This window comes from Bacillus sp. UNC437CL72CviS29 (assembly GCF_000482345.1).
Classification (GTDB): domain Bacteria; phylum Bacillota; class Bacilli; order Bacillales; family Bacillaceae_G; genus Bacillus_A; species Bacillus_A arachidis.
Genome location: NZ_KI535304.1, coordinates 144,617 through 166,739 on the forward strand (window position 1 = coordinate 144,617; position 22,123 = coordinate 166,739).

Here is a 22,123-nt window from a genome sequence, read left to right on the forward strand (position 1 = left end):
TAATAGAAATAGAGGAATCATAGAATGAATATGCAGGAAGTATATAAATATTTACGTACAGTATTACCAGAAGAACATGTAAAACAAGATGAAATGTTAAAGAATCATACGCATATAAAAGTAGGGGGAAAAGCAGATATATTTGTACAGCCTACTACCTATACTGAAATTCAACAAGTTGTACAGTATGCAAATGAACATAACATTCCAATTACGTTTTTAGGAAACGGCTCTAATGTGATTATAAAAGACGGTGGTATTCGCGGGATTACAGTAAGTTTAATTCATATTACAGATGTGACTGTGACAGGAACAAAGATTGTAGCACAATGTGGTGCGGCGATTATTGATGTATCACGAATTGCGTTAGATCACTGTTTAACAGGACTTGAATTTGCTTGTGGTATACCTGGTTCAGTTGGAGGAGCGTTATACATGAATGCCGGTGCATACGGCGGTGAGATTGCGTATGTGTTAACGGAAGCTATTGTAATGACAGGTGATGGAGAGTTACGTACTTTAACGAAAGACGACTTTGATTTTGGATATCGTAAAAGTACATTTGCTAACAATCATTACATTATACTTGAAGCGAAATTTGAACTTACAGAAGGTGTACGTGAAGAGATTAAAGAAAAGATGGATGATTTAACGTTTAAACGTGAATCCAAACAGCCTTTAGAGTATCCTTCATGCGGTAGTGTATTTAAGCGCCCGCCAAATAACTTTGCTGGTAAGCTTATTCAAGAATCAGGACTGCAAGGAAAGCGAATTGGCGGCGTAGAAGTTTCAATAAAACATGCTGGGTTTATGGTAAACGTTGATAATGGAACCGCGCAAGATTATATCGATTTAATTCATTTTGTACAAAAAACAGTTGAAGAAAAATTCGGTGTGAAGTTAGAGAGAGAAGTAAGGATTATTGGAGAAGATATACAATAATCTTTGAAATAAAGGCGCATAAAAATGCGAATTATTTCAAAATACCTTTTGGTTATTATTTACAATGAATTATAAATTCAATATAATGGCTAATAATTTAACATATGAAATACGTTGAAAGAGCCCAGTAGCAGTTTGTCACTGTTATCGAGAGAGCTAGGGGTTGCTGGAACCTAGCACAAACAAACTTGTGAATTACACTCTGGAGTATCTTAGGTAATGCTAAGCGGAGTAGCAATCGATATTATTGCTAAGAGTGGTATGAATAGTAATATTGGCGCTATTCGTGCAATCTGGGTGGTAACACGGTTCATAATCGTCCCTATGTCTAGTGTAGACATAGGGGCTTTTTGTTTTTTATAGGAAATTTAAATTAAAGGGGATGGAAAGACATGAACATTATTGATGAATTAGAATGGCGCGATGCTGTTAATCAACAAACAGATGCTGAAGGGTTACGCAAACTAGTAGAAGAGAAAAAGATTTCCTTATACTGCGGTGTCGATCCAACTGGTGACAGTATGCATATTGGACACTTAATTCCGTTTATGATGATGAAACGGTTTCAATTAGCTGGACATCACCCAGTTATTTTAATTGGAGGAGCAACAGGGACAATCGGTGATCCAAGTGGACGTCAAACAGAACGTCAGTTACAAACATTGGAACAAGTACAACATAATGTGGATGCATTAACAGCGCAAATGAAAAAGCTATTTGACTTCGGTGGCAATAGTGAAGTGAAAATGGTAAACAACTATGAATGGACACATCAAATCAATATTATCGAGTTCTTACGAGATTACGGTAAAAACTTTAGTATAAATAGTATGTTAGCGAAAGATATAGTGGCTAGTCGTCTAGATACAGGGATTTCATTTACAGAATTCACATATCAAATTTTACAAGCGATGGATTTCCATCACTTATACAAAGAAGAAGGTGTCCAATTACAGATTGGTGGTAGTGACCAGTGGGGGAACATTACGAGTGGTTTAGATTTAATTCGTAAATTAGAAGGGCATGAGGCAAAGGTATTTGGATTAACAATTCCGTTATTACTAAAATCAGATGGTACGAAGTTTGGTAAATCAGCAGGCGGAGCAGTATGGTTAGATTCTGCAAAAACAACGCCATTTGAGTTCTACCAGTTCTGGGTGAATACAGATGATCGTGATGTCATTAAGTACTTGAAATACTTTACGTTCTTAACGAAAGAGAAAATTGATCAATTAGCAGTTAAAGTTCAAACGGAGCCTCATAAACGCGAGGCGCAAAAAGTATTGGCTGAAGAAATGACAAAATTTGTTCATGGTGAGCACGCACTTTCGCAAGCATTAAAAATTACAGCAGCGTTATTTAGTGGGGATATTAAATCATTAACTGCTGATGAAATTGAACAAGGTTTTAAAGATATGCCAACTTTCCATACTTCAAAAGAAACAAAAAATATTGTCGAGTGGTTAGTTGATTTAGGAATTGAACCTTCTAGACGTCAAGCGCGCGAAGATATTAATAATGGAGCAATCTTGATGAATGGAGATAAAGTAACGGATGTGAATATAGATGTTACGGCAGAAAATTCATTCGATGGAAGATTTATCATTATCCGTAAAGGTAAAAAGAATTACAGCTTGGTGAAATTAGGAGCATAGAATTTGGATATAGGGTGGAAGTGAGGAGAGATCCTTGCTTCTACTTTTCTGTATACACAATTTCGCCACAAAAAAATCAGTATATTAGGACTATTAAAGAGGTTTATCTAGCCTTTTTGCCGAATAAACATAATATAGATAATTACGGACAAAAAACCCGAATCATGTTTCATCATGATTCGGGCTAGTAGTTGGATTAGTAAGCTAAGCTGAATAATCCTTTAATGTGTGATAAGTAACGAACGTTACTTGCTTCTTTCATTAATGATGCTGGTAGACCTTTAAGTGGAGTTGAGCTTGCTCCGATTGTAGCAACAGCATCTTTACGGCCTAGACTTGCAAGTGTTCCAGAGTTTACTGGTGCGAACTCTTCGAATGCCTTGCCTTCTAGTGCTGCGTATAAGTTGTATCCAATTAACTCACCCATTTGCCAAGCGATTTGTGCAGTTGGTGGGTATGGGCGACCTTCTGGACCGAAGACAACAGCGCTGTCTCCAGCAACGAATACATCTTTGTGAGAAGTAGATTGTAGGTATGCATCAACAGTTGCACGGCCACGGTTTACTTCAAGACCTGATTCGCCGATCAATGGGTTACCTTGTACGCCGCCTGTCCAAACGAATGTGTTTGCAACGATTTTTTGACCGTCTTTTAAGTCAATCTCATTGCCTGCAACGTTTGTTACAGGAAGACCTGTTAAGAATTTAACGCCGCGTGCTTCTAAGCTAGTAGTTGCACGTTCAATTAAATCATCTGGTAATACTGGAAGGATTTTTGGACCTGCTTCAACAAGAAGTAATTTTACTTCTTTAGGATTTACGCCGTGGCTTTTTGCAAGTTTAGGCATAATGTCAGCAAGTTCACCAACTAGCTCAACGCCAGTTAATCCGCCACCACCGATTAAGATTGTAGCATCAGCTTCATTTTTTGTTTTTGCGTATTCACGAATACGATCTTCAACGTGTTTGAAGATTTTGTTTGCATCAGCAGCAGATTTTAATACCATGCTGTTTTCTTCTAGTCCTGGAATACCGAAGTAAGCAGTTTTACTTCCTAAAGCAACTACAAGTGCATCGTAAGATAAAGTAGTGCCACCAGCTAGTTTTATTTCTTTTTTATCTACAGAGAATGACTCAACAGTTGCAATTTTAAGATCGATGTCTTTGCCTTTGAAAAGTTTTGTAAGCGGCATTGCAATTGCTTGCTCAGAAACGTTACCTGCTGCTAAGCGGTGTAGTTCTGTAATGATTTGGTGTGTTGGGTATTGGTTAATCACTGTAACTTGTGCTTCTGATTTGCTGTAATATTTACGTACATTTAAAGCGGCAAGAAGTCCGCCATAACCAGCGCCTAAGATGACAATTTGTTTTGACATAGTATGATATCCCCCGTCTTTACTAATTGTTGTTATAAGATAAATTATTTATTATTGCGTTCTGCACTAATTTGAAGATAAGCATTGATGAAGCGGAACATTTTTTGTGCTTGTGGATCTTTTAGTAATTTTAAAAGACCGAAAAGGCCGATAACTTCAGTGCTTTCATCAGCACGATCTTTTGCTTCGATAGCAGTTGCTGCCATGCTTTTCACTGTATCTTTGACAGGTTCTACAATCTCTTGGATTGCGCCAACAGTGTCGCTTTTTAATACTTCATCAGTAGCAACAGTTTGAGCAAAGTCATAAGACTTCGTTAAAATGTTAACAAGCTCAGTTAATTTTGGAAGCTGTTCTACTAGTGTAGTTAATGATTCTTGTACCTCAGGTTTTAACAATTGATCAAGTACATCAAGTTGTCCTTGGCTAGCAGAAATTTGTAAAGATTCTTGTTCAGGCTTTGTTTGAGTCATAGTTTCTGGCATCTCCAATTCTCCTTTACGATAGCAATACTCTTATTTTTTTAGGAATAAAACATTCCCCAGTAACAGGTAAGCGTTAGCAAAAATTTGCAAAACTTTATACAAAGCTTCACAAAACGCAATAAAATGCCTTTAAATTTATGATTGCAAGTAGTAGATAATCATAAATCCAAAACCATAATTCCTTACCTAATTATTTATGAACTGTCCGATACATGGCTTGTCCGCATAATGGAAAGTTCCTTTATCGGAAAGTGTATATAATATATATCTTATATTATATACTATATACACCCAGGTTAACATAAAAATGATTCCTAATTATTTGACTTTGAATCCGTAACCTAGTATTTGCAAGGGAAAAAAGCATATATTTTATTTTATTATTACTTAAAATGTACTTAAATATAGAGAAAAAAAGGAAAAAATGAGCAAATAAATACTCATTTTTTCCTTTTTTGATTAGGATTGGTCTACTTGCGAGATAGGCATGGATGAATTCCCATTCTTTTCGAGATGGCATTCTCCCCATGTGCAAAGAGAATCCAAAATCGCTTCTAAGGACCAACCATATTCAGTAAGTGAGTACTCTACTTTTGGTGGAACTTGATTATATACCTTCCTTTGAATAACCCCATCTTCTTCTAATTCACGCAATTGCTGTGTGAGCATCTTTTGTGTAATGCCAGGCATTAAGCGTTTTAATTCACTTGTTCGTTTTGTCCCTTTTGTTAAGTGGCAAAGAATAACGACTTTCCATTTTCCGCCGATTACTTCTAAGGTTGCTTCTACAGGAATGTTGTATTTCTTCATATATTACAACTCCTTTAATGAGTCTTTTATAGTCATATGTTACTTTTTAGTGCCTATAGTACTTGAAAGTACGTACTGTTTTTTATGTTGAACATGTTTCATAATAGCATATGTAAGAGGCAAATGAGTAGTACGTTACTAAAAGGTGCCTATGTTACTTTTTAGTACCTATAGTACTTTAAAGTGCGTTCTTCAAAAAAAGAATGAAACCATTCATAATAGCGTTTATAGGTATTAAATATATTTTTTAGAAGATAAAAGGGCCTTTTTATCATACTATTATGATTGGATTTCTTGTGATAAGGAGGAATTCAATTGAGTTCATATACAGTATCATCTTCGGAAGTTCAGACGAATCGAAGAAGTATGTTTGCATTATTAGCACTAGCAATTAGTGCATTTGGCATTGGTACAACTGAATTTATTAGTGTCGGTTTATTGCCGTCTATTTCAAATGATTTACATGTTTCAGTTACAACAGCTGGTTTAACCGTTTCTTTATATGCATTAGGAGTAGCGTTTGGCGCTCCTGTATTAACGTCGTTAACAGCTAGTATGTCGCGAAAGACGTTATTAATGTGGATAATGATTATTTTCATTATTGGTAATGGAATTGCGGCAGTAGCAACAAGTTTTAGTGTCCTACTTATCGCGAGGGTTGTATCTGCTTTTGCACATGGCGTTTTTATGTCGATTGGATCTACAATTGCGGCTGCACTCGTACCAGAGAATAAACGTGCCAGTGCGATTGCTTTTATGTTTACTGGTTTAACTGTTGCGACCATTACAGGTGTACCAATTGGAACATTTATTGGTCAACAATTCGGCTGGAGAGCATCGTTCATGGTGATTGTAGTAATTGGAATCGTTGCTTTAATCGCCAACAGTATGCTAATTTCGTCTAATTTAAAAAAAGGTACGTCTGTATCATTTCGTGATCAATTCAAACTGATTACGAATGGAAGACTATTACTTGTTTTCATCATTACTGCATTAGGATACGGTGGAACATTCGTAACATTTACGTATTTATCACCGCTATTACAGGAGATAACAGGGTTTAAAGCAAGTACAGTTACTATCATTTTACTAGTGTATGGAATCGCAATTGCGATAGGAAATATGATTGGTGGAAAACTATCGAACCATAATCCGATTCGTGCATTATTCTATATGTTTTTTATTCAAGCGATCGTGCTATTTGTACTCACATTTACGGCACCATTCAAGGTGGCGGGGCTCATCACGATTATTTTAATGGGATTATTCGCGTTTATGAATGTTCCAGGATTACAAGTATATGTCGTGATATTAGCTGAACGCTTTGTTCCGAGCGCTGTAGATGTTGCATCAGCAATTAACATTGCAGCGTTTAATGCAGGAATTGCTCTTGGTGCTTATTTAGGTGGTATTGTAACGAACTCGTTAGGGTTAATTCATACAGCCTGGGTAGGTGGCATTATGGTAGTAGGCGCTGTTATTTTAACAGCGTGGAGTATGACATTAGAAAAAAGAGATCAAGTGAAATAAAGGAGAGAAAAATATAATGAAAAATTTACAAAGTAAAACAGTATTGCATAATGGTGTAGAAATGCCATGGTTTGGCTTAGGAGTATTTAAAGTAGAAGAAGGTCCAGAACTTGTTAATGCAGTGAAAACAGCGATTAAACAAGGATATCGCAGCATTGATACCGCGGCAATTTATGCGAATGAAAAGGCTGTGGGAGAAGGAATACGTGAAGGTATGAAAGAAGCAGGCATTTCTAGAGAAGACTTATTTATTACTTCAAAAGTATGGAACGCAGATCAAGGGTATGAAGAAACGTTAGCTGCATATGAAGAAAGTCTAAAAAAACTCGAGCTTGAGTATTTAGATTTATATCTTGTTCATTGGCCTGTAGAAAAGAAATATAAAGATACATGGAAAGCATTAGAAACGTTATATAAAGAAGGACGAGTACGTGCAATTGGCGTGAGTAACTTCCAAATCCATCATTTGAAAGATGTAATGGAAGGGGCCGAAATTAAACCGATGATTAACCAAGTGGAATATCACCCTCGTTTAACGCAAAAAGAATTACAAGCTTTCTGTAAAGAGCAAGGTATTCAAATGGAAGCATGGTCACCACTTATGCAAGGTCAATTATTAGATAACGAAACATTAAAAGAAATAGCTGATAAATATGGAAAAACAACAGCGCAAATTATTCTGCGCTGGGATTTACAAAATGAAATTGTAACCATTCCGAAATCAACAAAAGAGCACCGTATTATCCAAAATGCGGACATATTTAATTTTGAATTAGCAACAGAAGATATGGAGAAAATTGCTGCGTTAAATCAAAATCATCGCGTTGGTCCAGATCCGGATAATTTTGATTTCTAAAATGAACAAGAGAGAAGGGCACAAAAGAATTTGTGTCCTTCTTTTTAATTGGTAAAAACTAAATATTCAAACAAAAATATTTACTCCGTATATTGAATAGGATATCTTAAATTTATAATATGAATTTTTCTGGGGAGGCACATATGAATAATCATCGTACAAATCATTTTCGCATGCTAATTGTGACTGCACTATTTGCTGCTATTATTGGTATTTTGGCTCAAGTTACCATCCCACTGCCGCTTGTTCCGATAACAGGACAGACGCTAGCGATTGGTCTTACTGCTACAATTTTAGGTTCACGTTATGGCACTTTATCTGTATTGTTATATGTTTTAATTGGTGCAACTGGAATTCCTGTGTATGCGGGGTTTAGTGGCGGTTTATCTGTTTTATTCGGTCCTACAGGTGGCTTCTTATTAGCCTTCATCCCAACTGCTTTTTTAATTGGTTTGTTAACGGAAAAAACAAAACTTACATTTTGGAACTCATTAATGGCAAATATTTTAGGGATGCTCGTGACATTAACAATTGGAACTGTATTTTTAAAGTATGTAGCATCACTAGGGTGGCAAGCGGCGTTCATGGGTGGTTTTGTTCCCTTCCTTATTGTAGGTGTAATAAAAGCTGCATTAGCAGCATGGATTGGAATTAAGGTGCGAGGAGCATTAGTACGTTCAAACCTACTTCTTCAAGAAAGTTGAATAATTTTGAAATGAAAGAGCATAGGGCAGCCTATGCTTTTTTAATTTGCAGGAATCTAAGTGAATGCAATGCATAAAAAATTTTTCTAACTAAATACTATGTAGTAGTAAATTTGTTATTTTATAAGGGGTTGTGAACATGAATATGAAACCATCGTATAAATTATTGGCTGTTTTCTTTGGTCTATTATTGGTATTTGCGAACTTATTATTCCCACTTCAACAAGCATTCGCAGTAGTTATGGATCATACAAAGTATCAAATGGATTGGAGTTATAGTAAATCAAAAAAGAAACCAATCCGAACAGAGCTTATTAAAACAGCAGATGGGAAAATTGCATTCTGCTTAAATGTAGATTTGAAATCACCAAGCGGTCAAGATTTACCTGAACTCGGTAAAGTGGATATTGGCGTGTATCGTGTATTGTTAAATGGATACCCACAAAAAAGTCCACAAGAATTGGGTGTGTCTGATTGGAGAGAGGCTCACTATGCGACGCAGCTCGCTGTATGGAATGCACTGGGACAAGTGGATATTAATGATTTAGATTTTCGTAATAAAAATGTAGAAAGAGTAATGAGAGATATTGTTGCGAGAGCAAAGAGCAGTGAAGAAGTGCAAGAGATTACGATGAGTGTTACACCATCAGAAAAGCAAGAAGCAGTATTGGAAGGGGAGTTCTTCCAAACAGATTTATATACGGTTCAAACAAATGCGAAAAGTGGAACGTACCAAGTACAGGCAACTGGTGCACCTGAAGGTGTTAAATTTGTGAATGAACAAGGTGAAACAAAAACACAGTTTAATGTAGGTGAAAAGTTCCGCGTCTTAATTCCAAAACAAGCGCCATCTGGTGAATTTAGCTTTAAAGTATTAGGAACTTTAACAAAGTTACAAGGTATCGCGCATAAGGGGACACCGAAAATTCAAGATGCGGTTGTTCTATTAGAACGTAGTGAAGAAAAAGCAAGCCCGGATTTAGCGGTAAGCTGGAAAAAGGCCGGAGTTCCGCAGAAACCGAATAAACCTTCTAAACGATAAAAAAGCGCTGGCGTTTGCCAGCGCTTTTTTACTCAGCTTCTGAAACAACTGTAAAGCGTTTGTTCACATGTTTTGGATTTTCAATTTCGTCAAGTGCAGCTACAGCGAAATCTTCGTAACTTACATAGCTGTTGCCTTTTGCGTTAACAAGAAGGTGATCTTTACCTGCTTTGTAAGAACCAGTACGTTTACCTAATGAAAATAGTGCAGAAGGGCTAATGAATGTCCAAGTGATATCATTTGTTTGTTGTAAAATTTCAAGGTTTTGGCCTTGATTTTGAGCTGTTGCAAGATATTCGTTTGGGAAACCTGGTGTTTCAAATACACGCGTTGTTTTTGCATCATCTACAAATAAGCTTCCAGCACCACCAACAACAAGTAATTTTGTGCTAGGTGCACCTTTCATCGCTTCGATTAATACGTTACCTGCATCTACATGGAGATATTCTCTTCCTGCTGGAGCGCCAAATGCATTTACAACCACATCAAATGCTTGAAGATCATCAGCAGTAAGATCGAATACGTCTTTTTCTAAAACTTTCACGTTATTTTCTGTAATTTTTGCTGCGTTTCTTACGATTGCAGTAACTTCGTGACCGCGATCAAGAGCCTCTTTTAAAATGCGACTTCCAGCTTTTCCGCTTGCTCCGATAATTCCAATTTTCATAATATATACCTCCGAATGTTTAATAGAATTAATGTTAAAAATATATGTGTAATAATGAATCGATGTCGTTAAGCAGAGGTGACACCACCTGTTGTAACTAGTATAGTTACAACAGGTGGTTTTTGTCAATCGCTTTGTTTATCAAAAATATTTCTTCAAGTAGCATGTAGGCTTTTAAAAATAACGAGTCATATTTCTTAACAAGTGACATGGTTGTGTTATAAAACCTAACATTTGGAAGTAATAACCTGTCGAAAAATGTTGATTTTTGGATATTTTTTAAATATAATTCAATTTATGAGGAGAAAAGGGAGGGGACTAATCGTATGAACATTTTAGAACAGTTCGTTTCATCAACGAATACGATTCTTTGGTCATATATTCTTATCGCAATGTTAATAGGTCTAGGGCTTTATTTTTCTTTTAAATTGAAATTTGTACAAATTAGCCATTTAGGCGAAATGGTGCGTTTGATGAGTGATGGATTAACTGGAAAGACACGCAAAAAGGGCAGCGTATCTTCTTTCCAAGCTTTCTGTATGAGTTCAGCAGCCCGCATTGGGATCGGTAACTTAGCTGGTGTAGCGTTAGCGATTTCTATGGGAGGACCTGGCGCAGTATTTTGGATGTGGGTAATCGCAATCATTGGGGCATCTTCAAGTTTCGTAGAAAGTACACTTGCACAAATTTATAAAACAAAAGATGGCAGTGGGTTCCGTGGTGGCCCTGCTTATTATATGGAAAAAGGTTTAAATAAGCGTTGGATGGGAATTTGGTTTTCTATTCTTATCACAATTAGTTACGGTTTAATTTTCAATTCAGTACAGGCGAATACAGTTACATTAGCATTTGAGAATGCTTTCGGTTTAGAGCGCTATGTTGTTGGGTTTGTATTAGCTGCATTAGTCGCGGTTATTATTTTTGGCGGTGTTAAAAGTATTGCACGTATGTCAGAAATGATTGTTCCACCAATGGCAATTATTTATATTGGAGTGGCTCTTTTTGTTGTTATTAAAAACTTCTACTTGCTACCAGATGTTTTTACAGAAATCTTTAAAGGTGCATTTGGTTTAGATTCAGCTGTAGGTGGCGGTATCGGAGCGGCAATGAAGTATGGTATCCAGCGCGGCCTATTTGCGAATGAAGCAGGTATGGGTAGTGCACCGAATGCGGCTGCGACAGCAGATGTAACGCATCCAGCTAAACAAGGATTTATTCAAACAATTGGAGTTTTAGTAGATACATTCTTAGTATGTACATCAACAGCATTTATCGTATTATGCTCTGGTGCATATAAGGCAACAAATTTAGAAGGTATTGAATTAACGCAAATGGCGCTAAGCTCTCAGATTGGTTCGTGGGCAAGTAGCTTCTTAGCGATTATTATTTTCTTATTTGCGTTCAGTTCACTTCTAGGAAACTATTATTATGGTGAAACGAATATTGAATTCATTAAACAAAGTAAAACTTGGTTAATGATTTACCGTATTGCGGTAGTGGGAATGGTATTATTCGGTTCTGTTGCGACACTTCAAGTCGTATGGAATATGGCAGATTTATTTATGGGGCTAATGGTAATCACAAACTTAATTGCGATTACACTTCTTGGTCGATTTGCATATGCTGCATTGGCAGACTATGTGAAACAAAAGAAACAAGGGAAAGATCCAGTCTTCCATGCAGACTCTATTCCAGGTTTAAAAAACACAGAGTGCTGGGGAGATTCTAGGGTAACAAAAGAAAAAGAAGAACAAGCTGTATAATAAGGGAAGAGCATCAGAAAAAATTTGATGCTCTTTTTTTATTTAGAATGGTTAAGGCTTGTATGTGGTGCAACGTTAGTGAGTATTTTATCAGCACTTATTGTTGGTGTTATGTTATAAGCAAAAAAAGCAGTGAGCATACGCTCATTTCTTTTTTCTTTCAGAAGGGATAAATTAACATATAATTTATTGAAAAAATTATATTGCAATTCATTTAGATAACGCTTACAATTTGATTTATAGGTGGTATCATTTTCATACTTTAAATCGAGTAGAGAAGAAGAGACTACTAATAATAAATTGCAATTTGTGTAAACGCTTACTGATTTTAGGTTACATTGTAAAGTAAATAGTATTTAGGGGTTCTTATTTTTTTTAATATCAATGGTCAGACGTCATTCGTTGGACAACCAATAACTCATAGAAAGTGGAGGATTCACATATGAAACTAGTTATGTTTCTAGTCGGTTTACTTGCTGTATTTGTACTAGGTTTCCTTGTAAGTTCAGATCGGAAGAAAATTAAATATAAACCAATTGCAATTATGCTTGTTCTTCAATTAGCATTGGCATACTTCTTATTAAATACAAAGATTGGGTATGTGTTAGTAAAAGGGATTTCAGATGGTTTTGGTGCTATTCTAAAATACGCAGAAGTAGGGGTTAACTTCGTATTTGGTGGTCTAGCGAATGATGGACAAGCACCTTTCTTCTTAACAGTATTATTGCCAATTATTTTCTTAGCAGTATTAATTGGGATTTTGCAACACATTAAAATTTTACCAATTATTATTAAAGCAGTCGGTTTCGTATTAAGTAAAGTTAATGGTTTAGGAAAACTAGAATCATATAATGCAGTAGCAGCAGCGATTGTTGGTCAAGGTGAAGTATTTATTACAGTAAAAGATCAATTAAGCAAATTACCAAAAAATCGTTTATATACGCTTTGCGCATCTTCAATGTCAACGGTATCGATGTCAATTGTCGGTTCTTATATGAAAATGATTGATCCAAAATATGTAGTAACAGCACTTGTATTAAACTTATTTAGTGGATTCATTATCGTTCATATTATTAATCCTTATGATATTAGTGAAGAAGAAGATATCTTAGAATTAGAAGAAGATAAGAAGCAAACGTTCTTCGAAATGTTAGGCGAATACATTATGCTTGGATTCTCTATTGCAGTTACGGTAGCAGCAATGTTAATCGGATTCATTGCATTGATGGCAGCAATTAACGGTTTATTCGATTCTGTTTTTGGTATTACGTTCCAAGGTATTTTAGGTTATATCTTCTCGCCATTAGCATTTATTATGGGTATTCCAACATCAGAGATGCTACAAGCAGGACAAATTATGGCAACAAAATTAGTAACAAACGAGTTTGTTGCGATGCTTGATTTAGGAAAAGTAGCTGGCGATTTATCAGCTCGTACAGTAGGTATTTTATCGATCTTCCTTGTATCATTTGCAAACTTCTCATCTATCGGGATTATCGCAGGTGCAACGAAGAGTATCGATGGAAAACAAGCGAACGTTGTATCTTCTTTCGGATTAAAACTTGTGTATGGTGCAACGTTAGTAAGTATATTATCAGCGGTTATCGTTGGGGTTATGCTATAAAATAAGGAAAGCAATGAGCGAGATGCTCATTGCTTTTTTTGTTTAATTTACTTTCTTTAACTTACGTGTAAAAGCAGGCCTTTTAAAATATGTATCAAGACGCCATACGTATTCAACTGGCCCTATGCGATACCTTTGTAACCAATAGGTACTAGCGTATAATTGGATGACGTAAATGACAACTGTTAATATAATGCTAAAGAAGTAGCTGATTTCCCCATATAAGACATATACGTTAGTAAAGGCGATGCCTTTTTGTGATGAAATACTAGCATAATCGAGCTTCCGTAAAAAAGGGCCATGCTTATTGGTGTAACATTGTCTTTTAACATAATGAGAAGCGGTTGTTTTGTTAATAGTTCTAAGATCTTTACTGTGAAATAAATATCACCTTAACAAACTAGTTAAGGTGATAAGGATATTACTCAGCAGGAGGGGTAAATGTGCGTTTTTCCAATTCCGCATCTAACATAAATAAAGCGTTAGAATCATTTGTAATGCGTTTTAGTTTCTGGATGATGCTATCGAAAGAAGCTTCTTCTTCAACCTGTTCGTCAACGAACCATTTTAAGAACGTAATTGTCGCGTGTTCACGCTCATCCCAAGCGATATCGGATAAGTTGTAAATACGTTTTGTTACTTCACGCTCATGCTCAAGTGCGATTTCAAATGCACTTAAAACAGATTTGTATTCGTTGTTTGGGTTTTCGAATCCAGTAATAATAGCACGCTCTCCGCGGTCATTAATATAATTATAAAGTTTCATTGCATGGAAACGCTCTTCTTCTGCTTGAACAAGAAAGAAATTTGCAAACCCATCATAGCTTTCCGCCGTGCAATAAGCAGCCATTGCCATATAAACATGGGCAGAGTAAAATTCAAAGTTCATTTGATCATTAAGCGCGTCGTGTAATTTTGTAGATAACATAAATTCCCTCCTTTGTATCATGTCGGGAATATTATATCACAATTGATAAATATTCTCAGTTTGTTTCTTGAAAACGTTTAGACAGTTTCTCGACATGTGCGTTCATAATATCCTGTAAGTCTAAATCATATTTTTGAGAAAGAATAATGAGATTGGCAAGTACATCCCCAAGTTCTTCTTTTAATTCCATCTTTAGTTCTTCTACTTGCTTTGTTTGTTCATCTGGGCGATCGCGTCCAATTTCAATGGCGCGTACAACGCGTGAAACTTCGCCTACTTCTTCTGTTAAGAAATTTAGGCGAATAAAAGAGTTATATTGTGACCAGCTTCGTTTTTCGTAAAATTCCTCTACCCATCTTTGAAATTCGACTATATTCACTTCTTTTTCATCCCTCCAATATGTTGTACAATATTTATTGTATCATAACAATATATAGTTTCGGGGTGTAGGTATGAGAAAGATTTGTGTGTTCGCAGGTTCTAATTTAGGAGAGAGACCTGAATTTAGGGAACAAGCAATTAAGCTTGGCGAACTACTTGTTCAAAATGATTGTGAATTAGTATACGGCGGTTCATGTGTTGGTTTGATGGGGGAAGTAGCAAATGAAGTGTTACGTTTAGGCGGACGTGTCACAGGTGTTATGCCTCGTGGTTTATTTCGCGGAGAGATTGTTCATGAAGGATTAACGGAATTAATTGAAGTGGAAACGATGCATGAGCGCAAAGCAAAAATGGGAGAGCTTGCAGATGCATTTATTGCACTGCCAGGTGGGTATGGAACATTTGAAGAGCTATTTGAGGTTGTATGTTGGTCACAGATTGGTATTCATGACAAGCCAGTTGGGTTATTGAATATTAAAGATTTTTACGGTCCAATCTTGCAAATGGTTAATCGTGCAGCAGAAGAAGGGTTTATGAATCCATCGAATAAAGAGCTGATTGTTTCGGCGGATAATGCAGAAGAATTATTGCTCCACATGAAAAATTATAAGAGACCTGTTATGGGGAATAAGTGGAAGCAGTTATCATAATAAGATGAATAAAAAAGAGGCATTCCGTTCATTTCGGAATGCCTTTAGATTTATCTCTCATAGATTTTTTATATAAGTACCAGCCACTCCAACCACCAAGTATCGCGATACAGATAAGAAAAGGATAGCTTTCTACATCTAAGTTTATGCCTAAAATATTGGCTATTATGAAAGTAATTCCAACAGCTAATGAAGCGAAAAACACTCGGATCAAATAGTCTTTCAACTGAACCACTCCCGTCATTTGATGGTGATATTACCTAAATGATGAACTTGGAAAAGTATTGTTTAGACGTAACTATTAGAATGTTATTTTCTATATTTTAACATAAATATGGTTAGGATATATCGATATAATAATAAATCCCCTCAAGTGAATTGAGGGGATTTTATCCAATCAGAGCTAAACGAGCCACCTCTGCTTTTAATAGTATCCAGCTCCAGCGGCTAGAACAGTCGGTCGTTTCACTCCTTCATCTGAGGCAAAAAGCGCCTCTGAATCAGGAGTTCCAACGCCCTCCTATTCTGACCGAGCCGCTTGCGCTTTTAATGGTATCCAGCTCCGCCTCCTAGCCCTTCGCGTCTAAGAACCTTCCGCACGAGAAAGTAAAGAACACTTTCTGTGCGGAAGAACCTTATCCGTCAGGGCTAAACAGTCGGCTCCGCTTTTAATATATTACTGATTCAAGAATGCGCGTAGCATCCAAGCGTGTTTTTCTAGTTCTGTGTAGATACCAAGTAGTAAGTCAGATGTCATTTCGTCGTCAGCGCCCTGTGCGATTTCCATACCTTTTTTCAGTTCGCCTAGCATCATTTCGTAGTCTTTCATAATTGCTTCGACCATCCCTTCTGCAGTTTCTCCGTAAACCGCTTCTTGAATAGAAGATAGTTCTAAGTATTCTTTCATTGTTGCTACTGGTTTACCGCCGATTGCTAAAATACGTTCTGCAATTTCATCAATGTGTTCAGCTGCTTCTGTATAAAATTGTTCAAATTTCTCATGTAGTGTAAAAAATTGAGGCCCTTTTACATACCAATGGAAGTTGTGTAGTTTTGTGAATAATACATTCCAGTCTGCTACCTGTTTGTTTAATACTTCGATTACTTGTGTGTTCATATGATCAATCTCCCTTTGAGTTATTATATTATATCGTTTACTAATTTATAATTATTATAATCTAGTAATTTGTATAAATCAACCCTTTCCAAACATTATTTTTGAACATTTTTTGAAACTAGATGTCATGTTACATTGCAATATATGTTTATTTTTTATCGCATTGTGGCATATGTATAGGAAAAGGGAATTTAGAAAGGAGAATGGAGGTTAATGGAACTCCAACTTCAAAACGTATATCAGCAAGCTGGAAATTGGTATGTGCTGGACTCAGAGTTTCCGTGGGATATTCAGCGGGTGAAAAATGATATATTTTCACTTATTGAGAAACGCGAAATTCCAGTTATTTTTTGCGATACGTGTGATACAAATAATGTGCTTGTAAACTTAGGAGAAGAGGAAGAAGAATTCTTATTTCCTTTAAGCGGTTTTTATCATAAAGAAAGACAAATGATTTTTATTTGTATGTGGGAACAATATGAACAAGTGCTCAAAACATTACTACATGAATTCAGGCATTCCATGCAACATGAGAAAAATGTATTATACATTGGAAAAGAAGCGTACGAAGCTCGTTGGATTGAAAAGGATGCCCGAGCATTTGCAGAGCGTAAAATGAATGAATATATGAGAAGAAAATTAGGTTAAGGCATAGTGATGGGGTGGTTGCTATGCTTTTGTTTATAACTTACTAAAATAAAGTTATTGACAATTTTAAAGTTTAGTTCTAAACTAAAGACATCAAGCAAGCGAGGTGATGGAATGAAAACAGAAGAAAGACTTGGGTTATTGTTATGGTTTCGTTTGTCACGCTTTTATAATAGGAGTGTCCGAGAGACAAATCAGCATTTGAAAAAATGGGGTTTATCTGCTGCTCAGTTTGATGTGCTAGCACAAATTGGAGGACAAGATCGATTAACACAGCAAGAGCTTGGGAAAAAGCTATTTGTTACAAAAGGGAACATCACGCAACTTATAAATAAAATGGAACAGCTCGGTTTTGTGAAAAGAGAGCAAGAAGGTACTGCGAAATATCTTTCGTTAACAGAAGAGGGAAGAGCTTTATATGAAGAGGTTGTTCCAACGCAGGAGATGTTTCAAGCAAAACAATTTTGTAAGCTGAATCGCGATGAGCAAAAACAATTATTAGAATTACTTCGAAAGTTATAATAAAAAATTTAAAATAAATATCTCGAATTCGAGATAACATGAGGTGAAGGATATGTTTAAAAAAGTTGATCATAAAAATATGGGAAGAGCAAATCACGGTTGGTTAAATACACATTTTCATTTTTCATTCGCAGATTATTACAATCGAGATAATATGAGCTTCGGGGCGCTTCGCGTGATTAATGATGATTTAGTAGCAGCACAAACAGGATTTGATATGCATCCGCACCGTGATATGGAGATTGTTTCTTACGTTGTAGATGGAGCATTAACACATCAAGATAGCATGGGGAACCGCGGCACAATTGAGCGTGGACATGTACAATATATGAGCGCTGGTACAGGTGTTTTTCATAGTGAACATAATTTAGGAAATGAGACATTACGTCTATTACAAATTTGGATTTTACCAGACCGCGTAGGACACACACCAAACTACGGTGAGTTCAAGTTTGATTGGAATAAACGTGAAAATAATTGGTTCCATATGGTATCTCCAATTGATGGTGGTGCAGCAATTGAGATTCATCAAGATACAAATTTATATTCACTTTCTTTAGAAGCAGGAAAAGAAATTAATTTCCCTGTTAGCGAAGGTCGTCAAGTTTATCTTGTGCAAATTGAAGGAAGTGGTGTTATAAATGGTGAGACACTTGTAATGCGTGATGCAGCAGAAGTAGTTGAAGAAGATATTCGTATTCAAGCAAAAGAGCAATCGCATTATATAGCGATTGAGATGAAAAAACAATAAAGAATGAAGGAAAAGGGAGTGTCTAACAAGATACTCCCTTTTTTGGAATAAATTGCAAGAAAACTGTTTCTCAATATTTTTTTGAAGGAAATATATATTTTTTTTCGAAATGTATAAAAGTGTTAAAAAAATTTTTGGGGAATGGGGAGTGTTAGATTGAAAAAGCAAGTCGTTTCATCAGCATTAGCTTTATCCGTTATCGTTGGAGGTTTTGGAGCATTTGGAGCAACAAAAACACAAGCGGAAGAACAGCAAATTCAATATCACCAAGAATTTAAAACACCAGCTTACATAGGTGAGGAATGGAAAGCGCCAGAAGGATTAGATAAAAAAGAAACAGTATTTCAATATTTAGAGAGTAAGAAGGATATGTTTAAATTAGCAGGAAATATTGACAAACATTTTAATATTGTCGGGGAAGAAAAGGATGCTGAATCAGGTACAACACATGTAAAGTTAGTTGAGAAACATAATAATGTTCCTGTATATGGATCTGATCAAACAGTTACACTTGATAAAGACAATAATGTAAAAGCGTTCTTCGGGCAAGTTATCCCGAATTTAGAAGATAAAAATATTCCAGCTACAGCTAGCATTACTGATGAGCAAGCGGTAGATGTTGCGAAAGCCGATATTGAGAAAGAAATTGGCAAAGTGGATAAATATGATGGTATTAAAAAAGATTTATATGTGTATGAAAAGGATGGGCAATATTACCTTTCATACCTTGTAAAAGCATCTGTTTCAAAACCAGCTCCAGGTTACTGGCATTACTTTGTTGATGCAACGAATGGAAATGTGATTGAGAAATATAATGCAATCGATCATATTACTGGTTTTGGATATGGCGTTCTAGGAAACAAGCAATCATTTGAAATTGCTCAAGATGAAAAAACAGGAGCATTTAACTTGTTTGATGGAAAACGAGGAAATGGTGTTCATACGTTTGATGCACAAAATATGGATGAGAACTGGTTTAATATTTTCTCACAATGGTTTGGATATACAGGTGAAGAAGTAGAAAGTAAATCAAAGTTTTTTGAAGATAAAGCGGCTGTTGACGCACATGTAAATGCAGGAAAAGTATATGATTATTATAAAAAGACATTTAACCGTAATTCTTTCGATAATAAAGGTGCAAGGCTGATTTCTACTGTTCACGTAGGAGAGAGTTGGAATAATGCTGCGTGGAACGGTGTGCAAATGATGTATGGTGATGGAGATGGAAAAACATTTATTCCATTATCTGCAGGCTTAGATGTTATTGGACATGAGTTAACACATGCTGTAACAGAGCATACGGCGAACCTTGTTTATAAAAATGAGCCAGGTGCATTAAATGAATCGTTATCTGATATTATGGGTGTAATGGTCGAGAAGAAAAGCTGGCAGTTAGGTGCTGACATTTATACACCTGGTATCGAAGGTGATGCACTTCGTTCTCTAAGTGATCCAGCATCTATTCCGAATCCATTAAAACCTGGTGAAGGTTACCCAGATCATTACAGCAAGCGCTACACTGGTCCATATGATAATGGCGGCGTTCATATTAACAGTAGTATTAATAATAAAGCTGCATATTTAGTGTCTGAAGGTGGCACTCATTATGGTGTGAAAGTAAATGGCGTGGGACGCGTAGCGACAGAAAAAATTTACTACCGAGCTCTTACAAAATATTTAACAGCAAACTCTAACTTTAAAATGATGCGCCAAGCTGCACTTCAATCTGCAGAAGATTTATATGGTAAAAACTCTAAAGAAGTACAAGCTGTAACGAAGGCTTATGATGCAGTTGGTGTAAAATAGCAAAATAGTATGTGTATCGTTCTTTAATGGATAAGCTACCTTATTTCCCCTGTAAAAGCTACAGGGGATTTTTTTTTTATTGCGTTTTACAAGGGATAAAAACTAAGAAGGATGTTTAAATAGAAAACATCCTTCTTAGCTTGTTATGTTTATGTGATGTTAATCGCGAATACCTAGCGCAATTTTTGCCATACGTGACATACGCTCTTTTGACCAAGGTGGATTCCAAACGACATTAACCTCTATTTCATTTACTTCAGGTACATTTGTTGATAATACTTTTTTGACATCCGACACGATTTGTCCGGCCATTGGGCAACCGATAGAAGTCATCGTCATTGTAATAACGGCATTATTATTTTCATCCGCTGTCACATCATATACTAAACCAAGATTGATAATATCTACACCTAATTCAGGATCGATAACAGCCTCTAAATTGGCATATAACTTCTCTTCGAATTCTTGCGACATGCACAACACTCCTAACATTAATGATATCCATTCTCATTATAAAGGAAATAAAATAAAGATGCAGTGAAATAGCTCACAGTGTTTTTTTAGAATCTTCCCTATACTGATTATAAGTATGTAGGAAGGAGCAAGATTGAAAATGAACTATGATGAAAATCCTTTTATTGTGATATGAGAAGTTACACGAGCTTGCGAATTAAAATGCTTGCATTGTCGAGCTGAAGCGCAGTATAGGAGAGATCCGAGAGAATTAACTTTTCTTGAGGGACAGAAATTAATTGATGAAATATATGAAATGAACCAGCCGATGCTAGTCTTTTCAGGCGGGGACCCGCTTATGAGAGAAGATATTTATAAGCTAGCAGATTATGCAGTGCAAAAAGGATTACGTGTTTCGATGACGCCTAGTGCGACTCCGAATGTGACGAAAAAGGCCATTCAAAAGGCAAAGGAAGTTGGACTTGCACGCTGGGCCTTTAGTGTGGATGGTGCTACAGCTGAGACACACGATCGTTTTCGCGGCACGGCAGGATCTTTTCAGCTTACGATGGATGCGATTCAATATTTAAATGAATTACAGATTCCTGTGCAAATTAATACAACCATTTCTAAGTACAATATTCATGAAGTAGAGGAGATGGCAACACTTGTTGAACAATTAGGTGGTGTGCTATGGAGCGTATTTTTCCTTGTTCCAACTGGAAGAGGAAATATAGATGATATGATTTCGTCGGCAGAACATGAACTTGTATTTCACAAATTATATAAAATAGGGAAAAAGGCTTCATTTGATATAAAGACAACGGCTGCTCAGCATTACCGGCGCGTTGTGATGCAGCAAAAAATAATCGGGAAATTCGTTATGAAGATGCACTGTAAAATGGTTTAACTGGAAAAATTGATGGTTTAGGACGAGCACCCAAAGGAGTTAATGATGGGAATGGTTTTGTGTTTATTTCACACATTGGCGATGTATATCCTAGTGGATTATTACCGATTCAAGCTGGGAACGTGAAAGAGCAGCGTTTACGGGATATTTATCGTGATTCTCCAATTTTTCAAGCTTTACGTGATCCAGATAGCTATAAAGGGAAGTGCGGGAAATGTGAATACCGCTATATATGTGGTGGTTCGCGCTCTAGAGCGTATGCAATAACGGGTGATTATTTAGAAAGTGAGCCATATTGTGTATATGTACCGAAAGTTTTACGAAGAAAAATATGAAAATCCTATTGTGTTTTAAAAAAACATCATGTATACTTCTAATTAGTTGATAACGATTATCAATATCAACAAAACATTACTCTTCGTTATGTTGGTCATACCCCTTTTGACTGCGTAAGTCAGAGACAAAATGTTGAAATACCTTGTGTCCTATTCTACAGAATTATGG

22 protein-coding genes, 2 pseudogenes and 1 other annotated feature are annotated in these 22,123 nt (G+C 36.2%); of the genes and pseudogenes, 14 read left to right on the top strand and 10 right to left on the bottom strand.

The genetic code is table 11. The features are described from left to right. The first annotated feature begins 24 nt into the window (after positions 1–24). Positions 25–942, top strand: a complete 918-nt coding sequence (gene murB / locus M014_RS0124925; RefSeq protein ID WP_026594113.1) for a UDP-N-acetylmuramate dehydrogenase — start codon at positions 25–27, stop codon at positions 940–942. 105 nt (positions 943–1,047) lie between these two features. After that, positions 1,048–1,269: a binding site (T-box leader), on the top strand. Between the two features lie 65 nt (positions 1,270–1,334). Beyond that, entirely contained in the window at positions 1,335–2,597 is a 1,263-nt protein-coding gene (gene tyrS, locus M014_RS0124935) for a tyrosine--tRNA ligase (protein WP_026594114.1), read from the top strand. A 196-nt stretch (positions 2,598–2,793) separates the two neighbouring features. Here tyrS and M014_RS0124940 read toward each other — a convergent pair whose 3' ends face one another. The 3 genes from M014_RS0124940 to M014_RS0124950 all read right to left on the bottom strand — a co-directional run bounded on the left by M014_RS0124940 (position 2,794) and on the right by M014_RS0124950 (position 5,267). Beyond that, positions 2,794–3,972, bottom strand: a complete 1,179-nt coding sequence (locus M014_RS0124940; RefSeq protein ID WP_026594115.1) for an NAD(P)/FAD-dependent oxidoreductase — start codon at positions 3,970–3,972, stop codon at positions 2,794–2,796. A 44-nt stretch (positions 3,973–4,016) separates the two neighbouring features. Further along, complete coding sequence (locus M014_RS0124945) at positions 4,017–4,457, bottom strand: DUF1641 domain-containing protein (RefSeq protein WP_026594116.1); 441 nt, start codon at positions 4,455–4,457, stop codon at positions 4,017–4,019. Positions 4,458–4,916: 459 nt separating this feature from the next. Further along, positions 4,917–5,267, bottom strand: a complete 351-nt coding sequence (locus M014_RS0124950) for a winged helix-turn-helix transcriptional regulator (RefSeq protein WP_026594117.1) — start codon at positions 5,265–5,267, stop codon at positions 4,917–4,919. A gap of 366 nt (positions 5,268–5,633) precedes the next feature. Between M014_RS0124950 and M014_RS0124955 the strand changes: the two genes are divergently transcribed. From M014_RS0124955 to M014_RS0124970, 4 genes are all read left to right on the top strand, one after another. After that, complete coding sequence (locus tag M014_RS0124955; RefSeq protein ID WP_197030421.1) at positions 5,634–6,797, top strand: MFS transporter; 1,164 nt, start codon at positions 5,634–5,636, stop codon at positions 6,795–6,797. 16 nt (positions 6,798–6,813) lie between these two features. Next, on the top strand, positions 6,814–7,653 hold the full coding sequence (locus tag M014_RS0124960) for an aldo/keto reductase (protein ID WP_026594119.1): 840 nt from the start codon (positions 6,814–6,816) through the stop codon (positions 7,651–7,653). 143 nt (positions 7,654–7,796) lie between these two features. Continuing rightward, the gene (locus tag M014_RS0124965; protein ID WP_026594120.1) at positions 7,797–8,357 is read left to right on the top strand and encodes a biotin transporter BioY; all 561 of its coding nucleotides are present in this window, start codon (positions 7,797–7,799) and stop codon (positions 8,355–8,357) included. A 139-nt stretch (positions 8,358–8,496) separates the two neighbouring features. Beyond that, positions 8,497–9,399, top strand: a complete 903-nt coding sequence (locus M014_RS0124970; RefSeq protein WP_026594121.1) for a thioester domain-containing protein — start codon at positions 8,497–8,499, stop codon at positions 9,397–9,399. A gap of 28 nt (positions 9,400–9,427) precedes the next feature. Here M014_RS0124970 and M014_RS0124975 read toward each other — a convergent pair whose 3' ends face one another. Next, complete coding sequence (locus M014_RS0124975; protein WP_026594122.1) at positions 9,428–10,066, bottom strand: NAD(P)-dependent oxidoreductase; 639 nt, start codon at positions 10,064–10,066, stop codon at positions 9,428–9,430. Positions 10,067–10,392: 326 nt separating this feature from the next. Between M014_RS0124975 and M014_RS0124980 the strand changes: the two genes are divergently transcribed. Next, a complete protein-coding gene (locus M014_RS0124980) occupies positions 10,393–11,829 on the top strand; it encodes an alanine/glycine:cation symporter family protein (protein WP_026594123.1) in 1,437 nt (478 codons plus the stop codon). 442 nt (positions 11,830–12,271) lie between these two features. Next, entirely contained in the window at positions 12,272–13,453 is a 1,182-nt protein-coding gene (locus tag M014_RS0124985) for a NupC/NupG family nucleoside CNT transporter (protein ID WP_026594124.1), read from the top strand. A gap of 42 nt (positions 13,454–13,495) precedes the next feature. On the opposite strand, the pseudogene M014_RS28880 reads toward M014_RS0124985, so the two are convergent. The 3 genes and pseudogenes from M014_RS28880 to M014_RS0124995 all read right to left on the bottom strand — a co-directional run. After that, positions 13,496–13,833 (bottom strand): annotated as a pseudogene (locus M014_RS28880) (DUF418 domain-containing protein); the annotation flags it as partial. Positions 13,834–13,874: 41 nt separating this feature from the next. Next, complete coding sequence (locus M014_RS0124990; protein WP_026594125.1) at positions 13,875–14,381, bottom strand: ferritin; 507 nt, start codon at positions 14,379–14,381, stop codon at positions 13,875–13,877. A gap of 55 nt (positions 14,382–14,436) precedes the next feature. Further along, positions 14,437–14,760, bottom strand: coding sequence for a MazG nucleotide pyrophosphohydrolase domain-containing protein (locus tag M014_RS0124995; RefSeq protein WP_026594126.1), 324 nt, complete (start codon positions 14,758–14,760; stop codon positions 14,437–14,439). A 73-nt stretch (positions 14,761–14,833) separates the two neighbouring features. Here M014_RS0124995 and M014_RS0125000 point away from each other — a divergent pair, with 73 nt between their 5' ends. Beyond that, positions 14,834–15,412 carry a TIGR00730 family Rossman fold protein gene (locus M014_RS0125000; protein WP_035415749.1) on the top strand — a complete coding sequence of 193 codons (579 nt, stop codon included), beginning with the start codon at positions 14,834–14,836 and terminating at the stop codon, positions 15,410–15,412. Positions 15,413–15,440: 28 nt separating this feature from the next. Here the strand turns inward: M014_RS0125000 and M014_RS0125005 are convergent, their stop codons facing one another. Continuing rightward, the gene (locus M014_RS0125005; protein ID WP_081811126.1) at positions 15,441–15,656 is read right to left on the bottom strand and encodes a hypothetical protein; all 216 of its coding nucleotides are present in this window, start codon (positions 15,654–15,656) and stop codon (positions 15,441–15,443) included. 432 nt (positions 15,657–16,088) lie between these two features. After that, entirely contained in the window at positions 16,089–16,529 is a 441-nt protein-coding gene (locus M014_RS0125010; RefSeq protein WP_026594129.1) for a Dps family protein, read from the bottom strand. A 213-nt stretch (positions 16,530–16,742) separates the two neighbouring features. Here M014_RS0125010 and M014_RS0125015 point away from each other — a divergent pair, with 213 nt between their 5' ends. The 4 genes from M014_RS0125015 to M014_RS0125030 all read left to right on the top strand — a co-directional run bounded on the left by M014_RS0125015 (position 16,743) and on the right by M014_RS0125030 (position 20,256). Beyond that, complete coding sequence (locus tag M014_RS0125015; RefSeq protein WP_026594130.1) at positions 16,743–17,177, top strand: DUF3920 family protein; 435 nt, start codon at positions 16,743–16,745, stop codon at positions 17,175–17,177. A 114-nt stretch (positions 17,178–17,291) separates the two neighbouring features. Then, positions 17,292–17,699 carry a MarR family winged helix-turn-helix transcriptional regulator gene (locus M014_RS0125020; RefSeq protein WP_026594131.1) on the top strand — a complete coding sequence of 136 codons (408 nt, stop codon included), beginning with the start codon at positions 17,292–17,294 and terminating at the stop codon, positions 17,697–17,699. A gap of 52 nt (positions 17,700–17,751) precedes the next feature. Continuing rightward, complete coding sequence (locus tag M014_RS0125025; protein ID WP_026594132.1) at positions 17,752–18,450, top strand: pirin family protein; 699 nt, start codon at positions 17,752–17,754, stop codon at positions 18,448–18,450. Positions 18,451–18,606: 156 nt separating this feature from the next. Continuing rightward, a complete protein-coding gene (locus M014_RS0125030; protein ID WP_139265615.1) occupies positions 18,607–20,256 on the top strand; it encodes a M4 family metallopeptidase in 1,650 nt (549 codons plus the stop codon). Between the two features lie 159 nt (positions 20,257–20,415). Here the strand turns inward: M014_RS0125030 and M014_RS0125035 are convergent, their stop codons facing one another. Continuing rightward, complete coding sequence (locus tag M014_RS0125035; protein WP_000076465.1) at positions 20,416–20,730, bottom strand: metal-sulfur cluster assembly factor; 315 nt, start codon at positions 20,728–20,730, stop codon at positions 20,416–20,418. Between the two features lie 139 nt (positions 20,731–20,869). Here M014_RS0125035 and M014_RS27485 point away from each other — a divergent pair. Further along, positions 20,870–21,954 (top strand): annotated as a pseudogene (locus M014_RS27485) (TIGR04053 family radical SAM/SPASM domain-containing protein). The last annotated feature ends 169 nt before the right edge of the window (positions 21,955–22,123 follow it).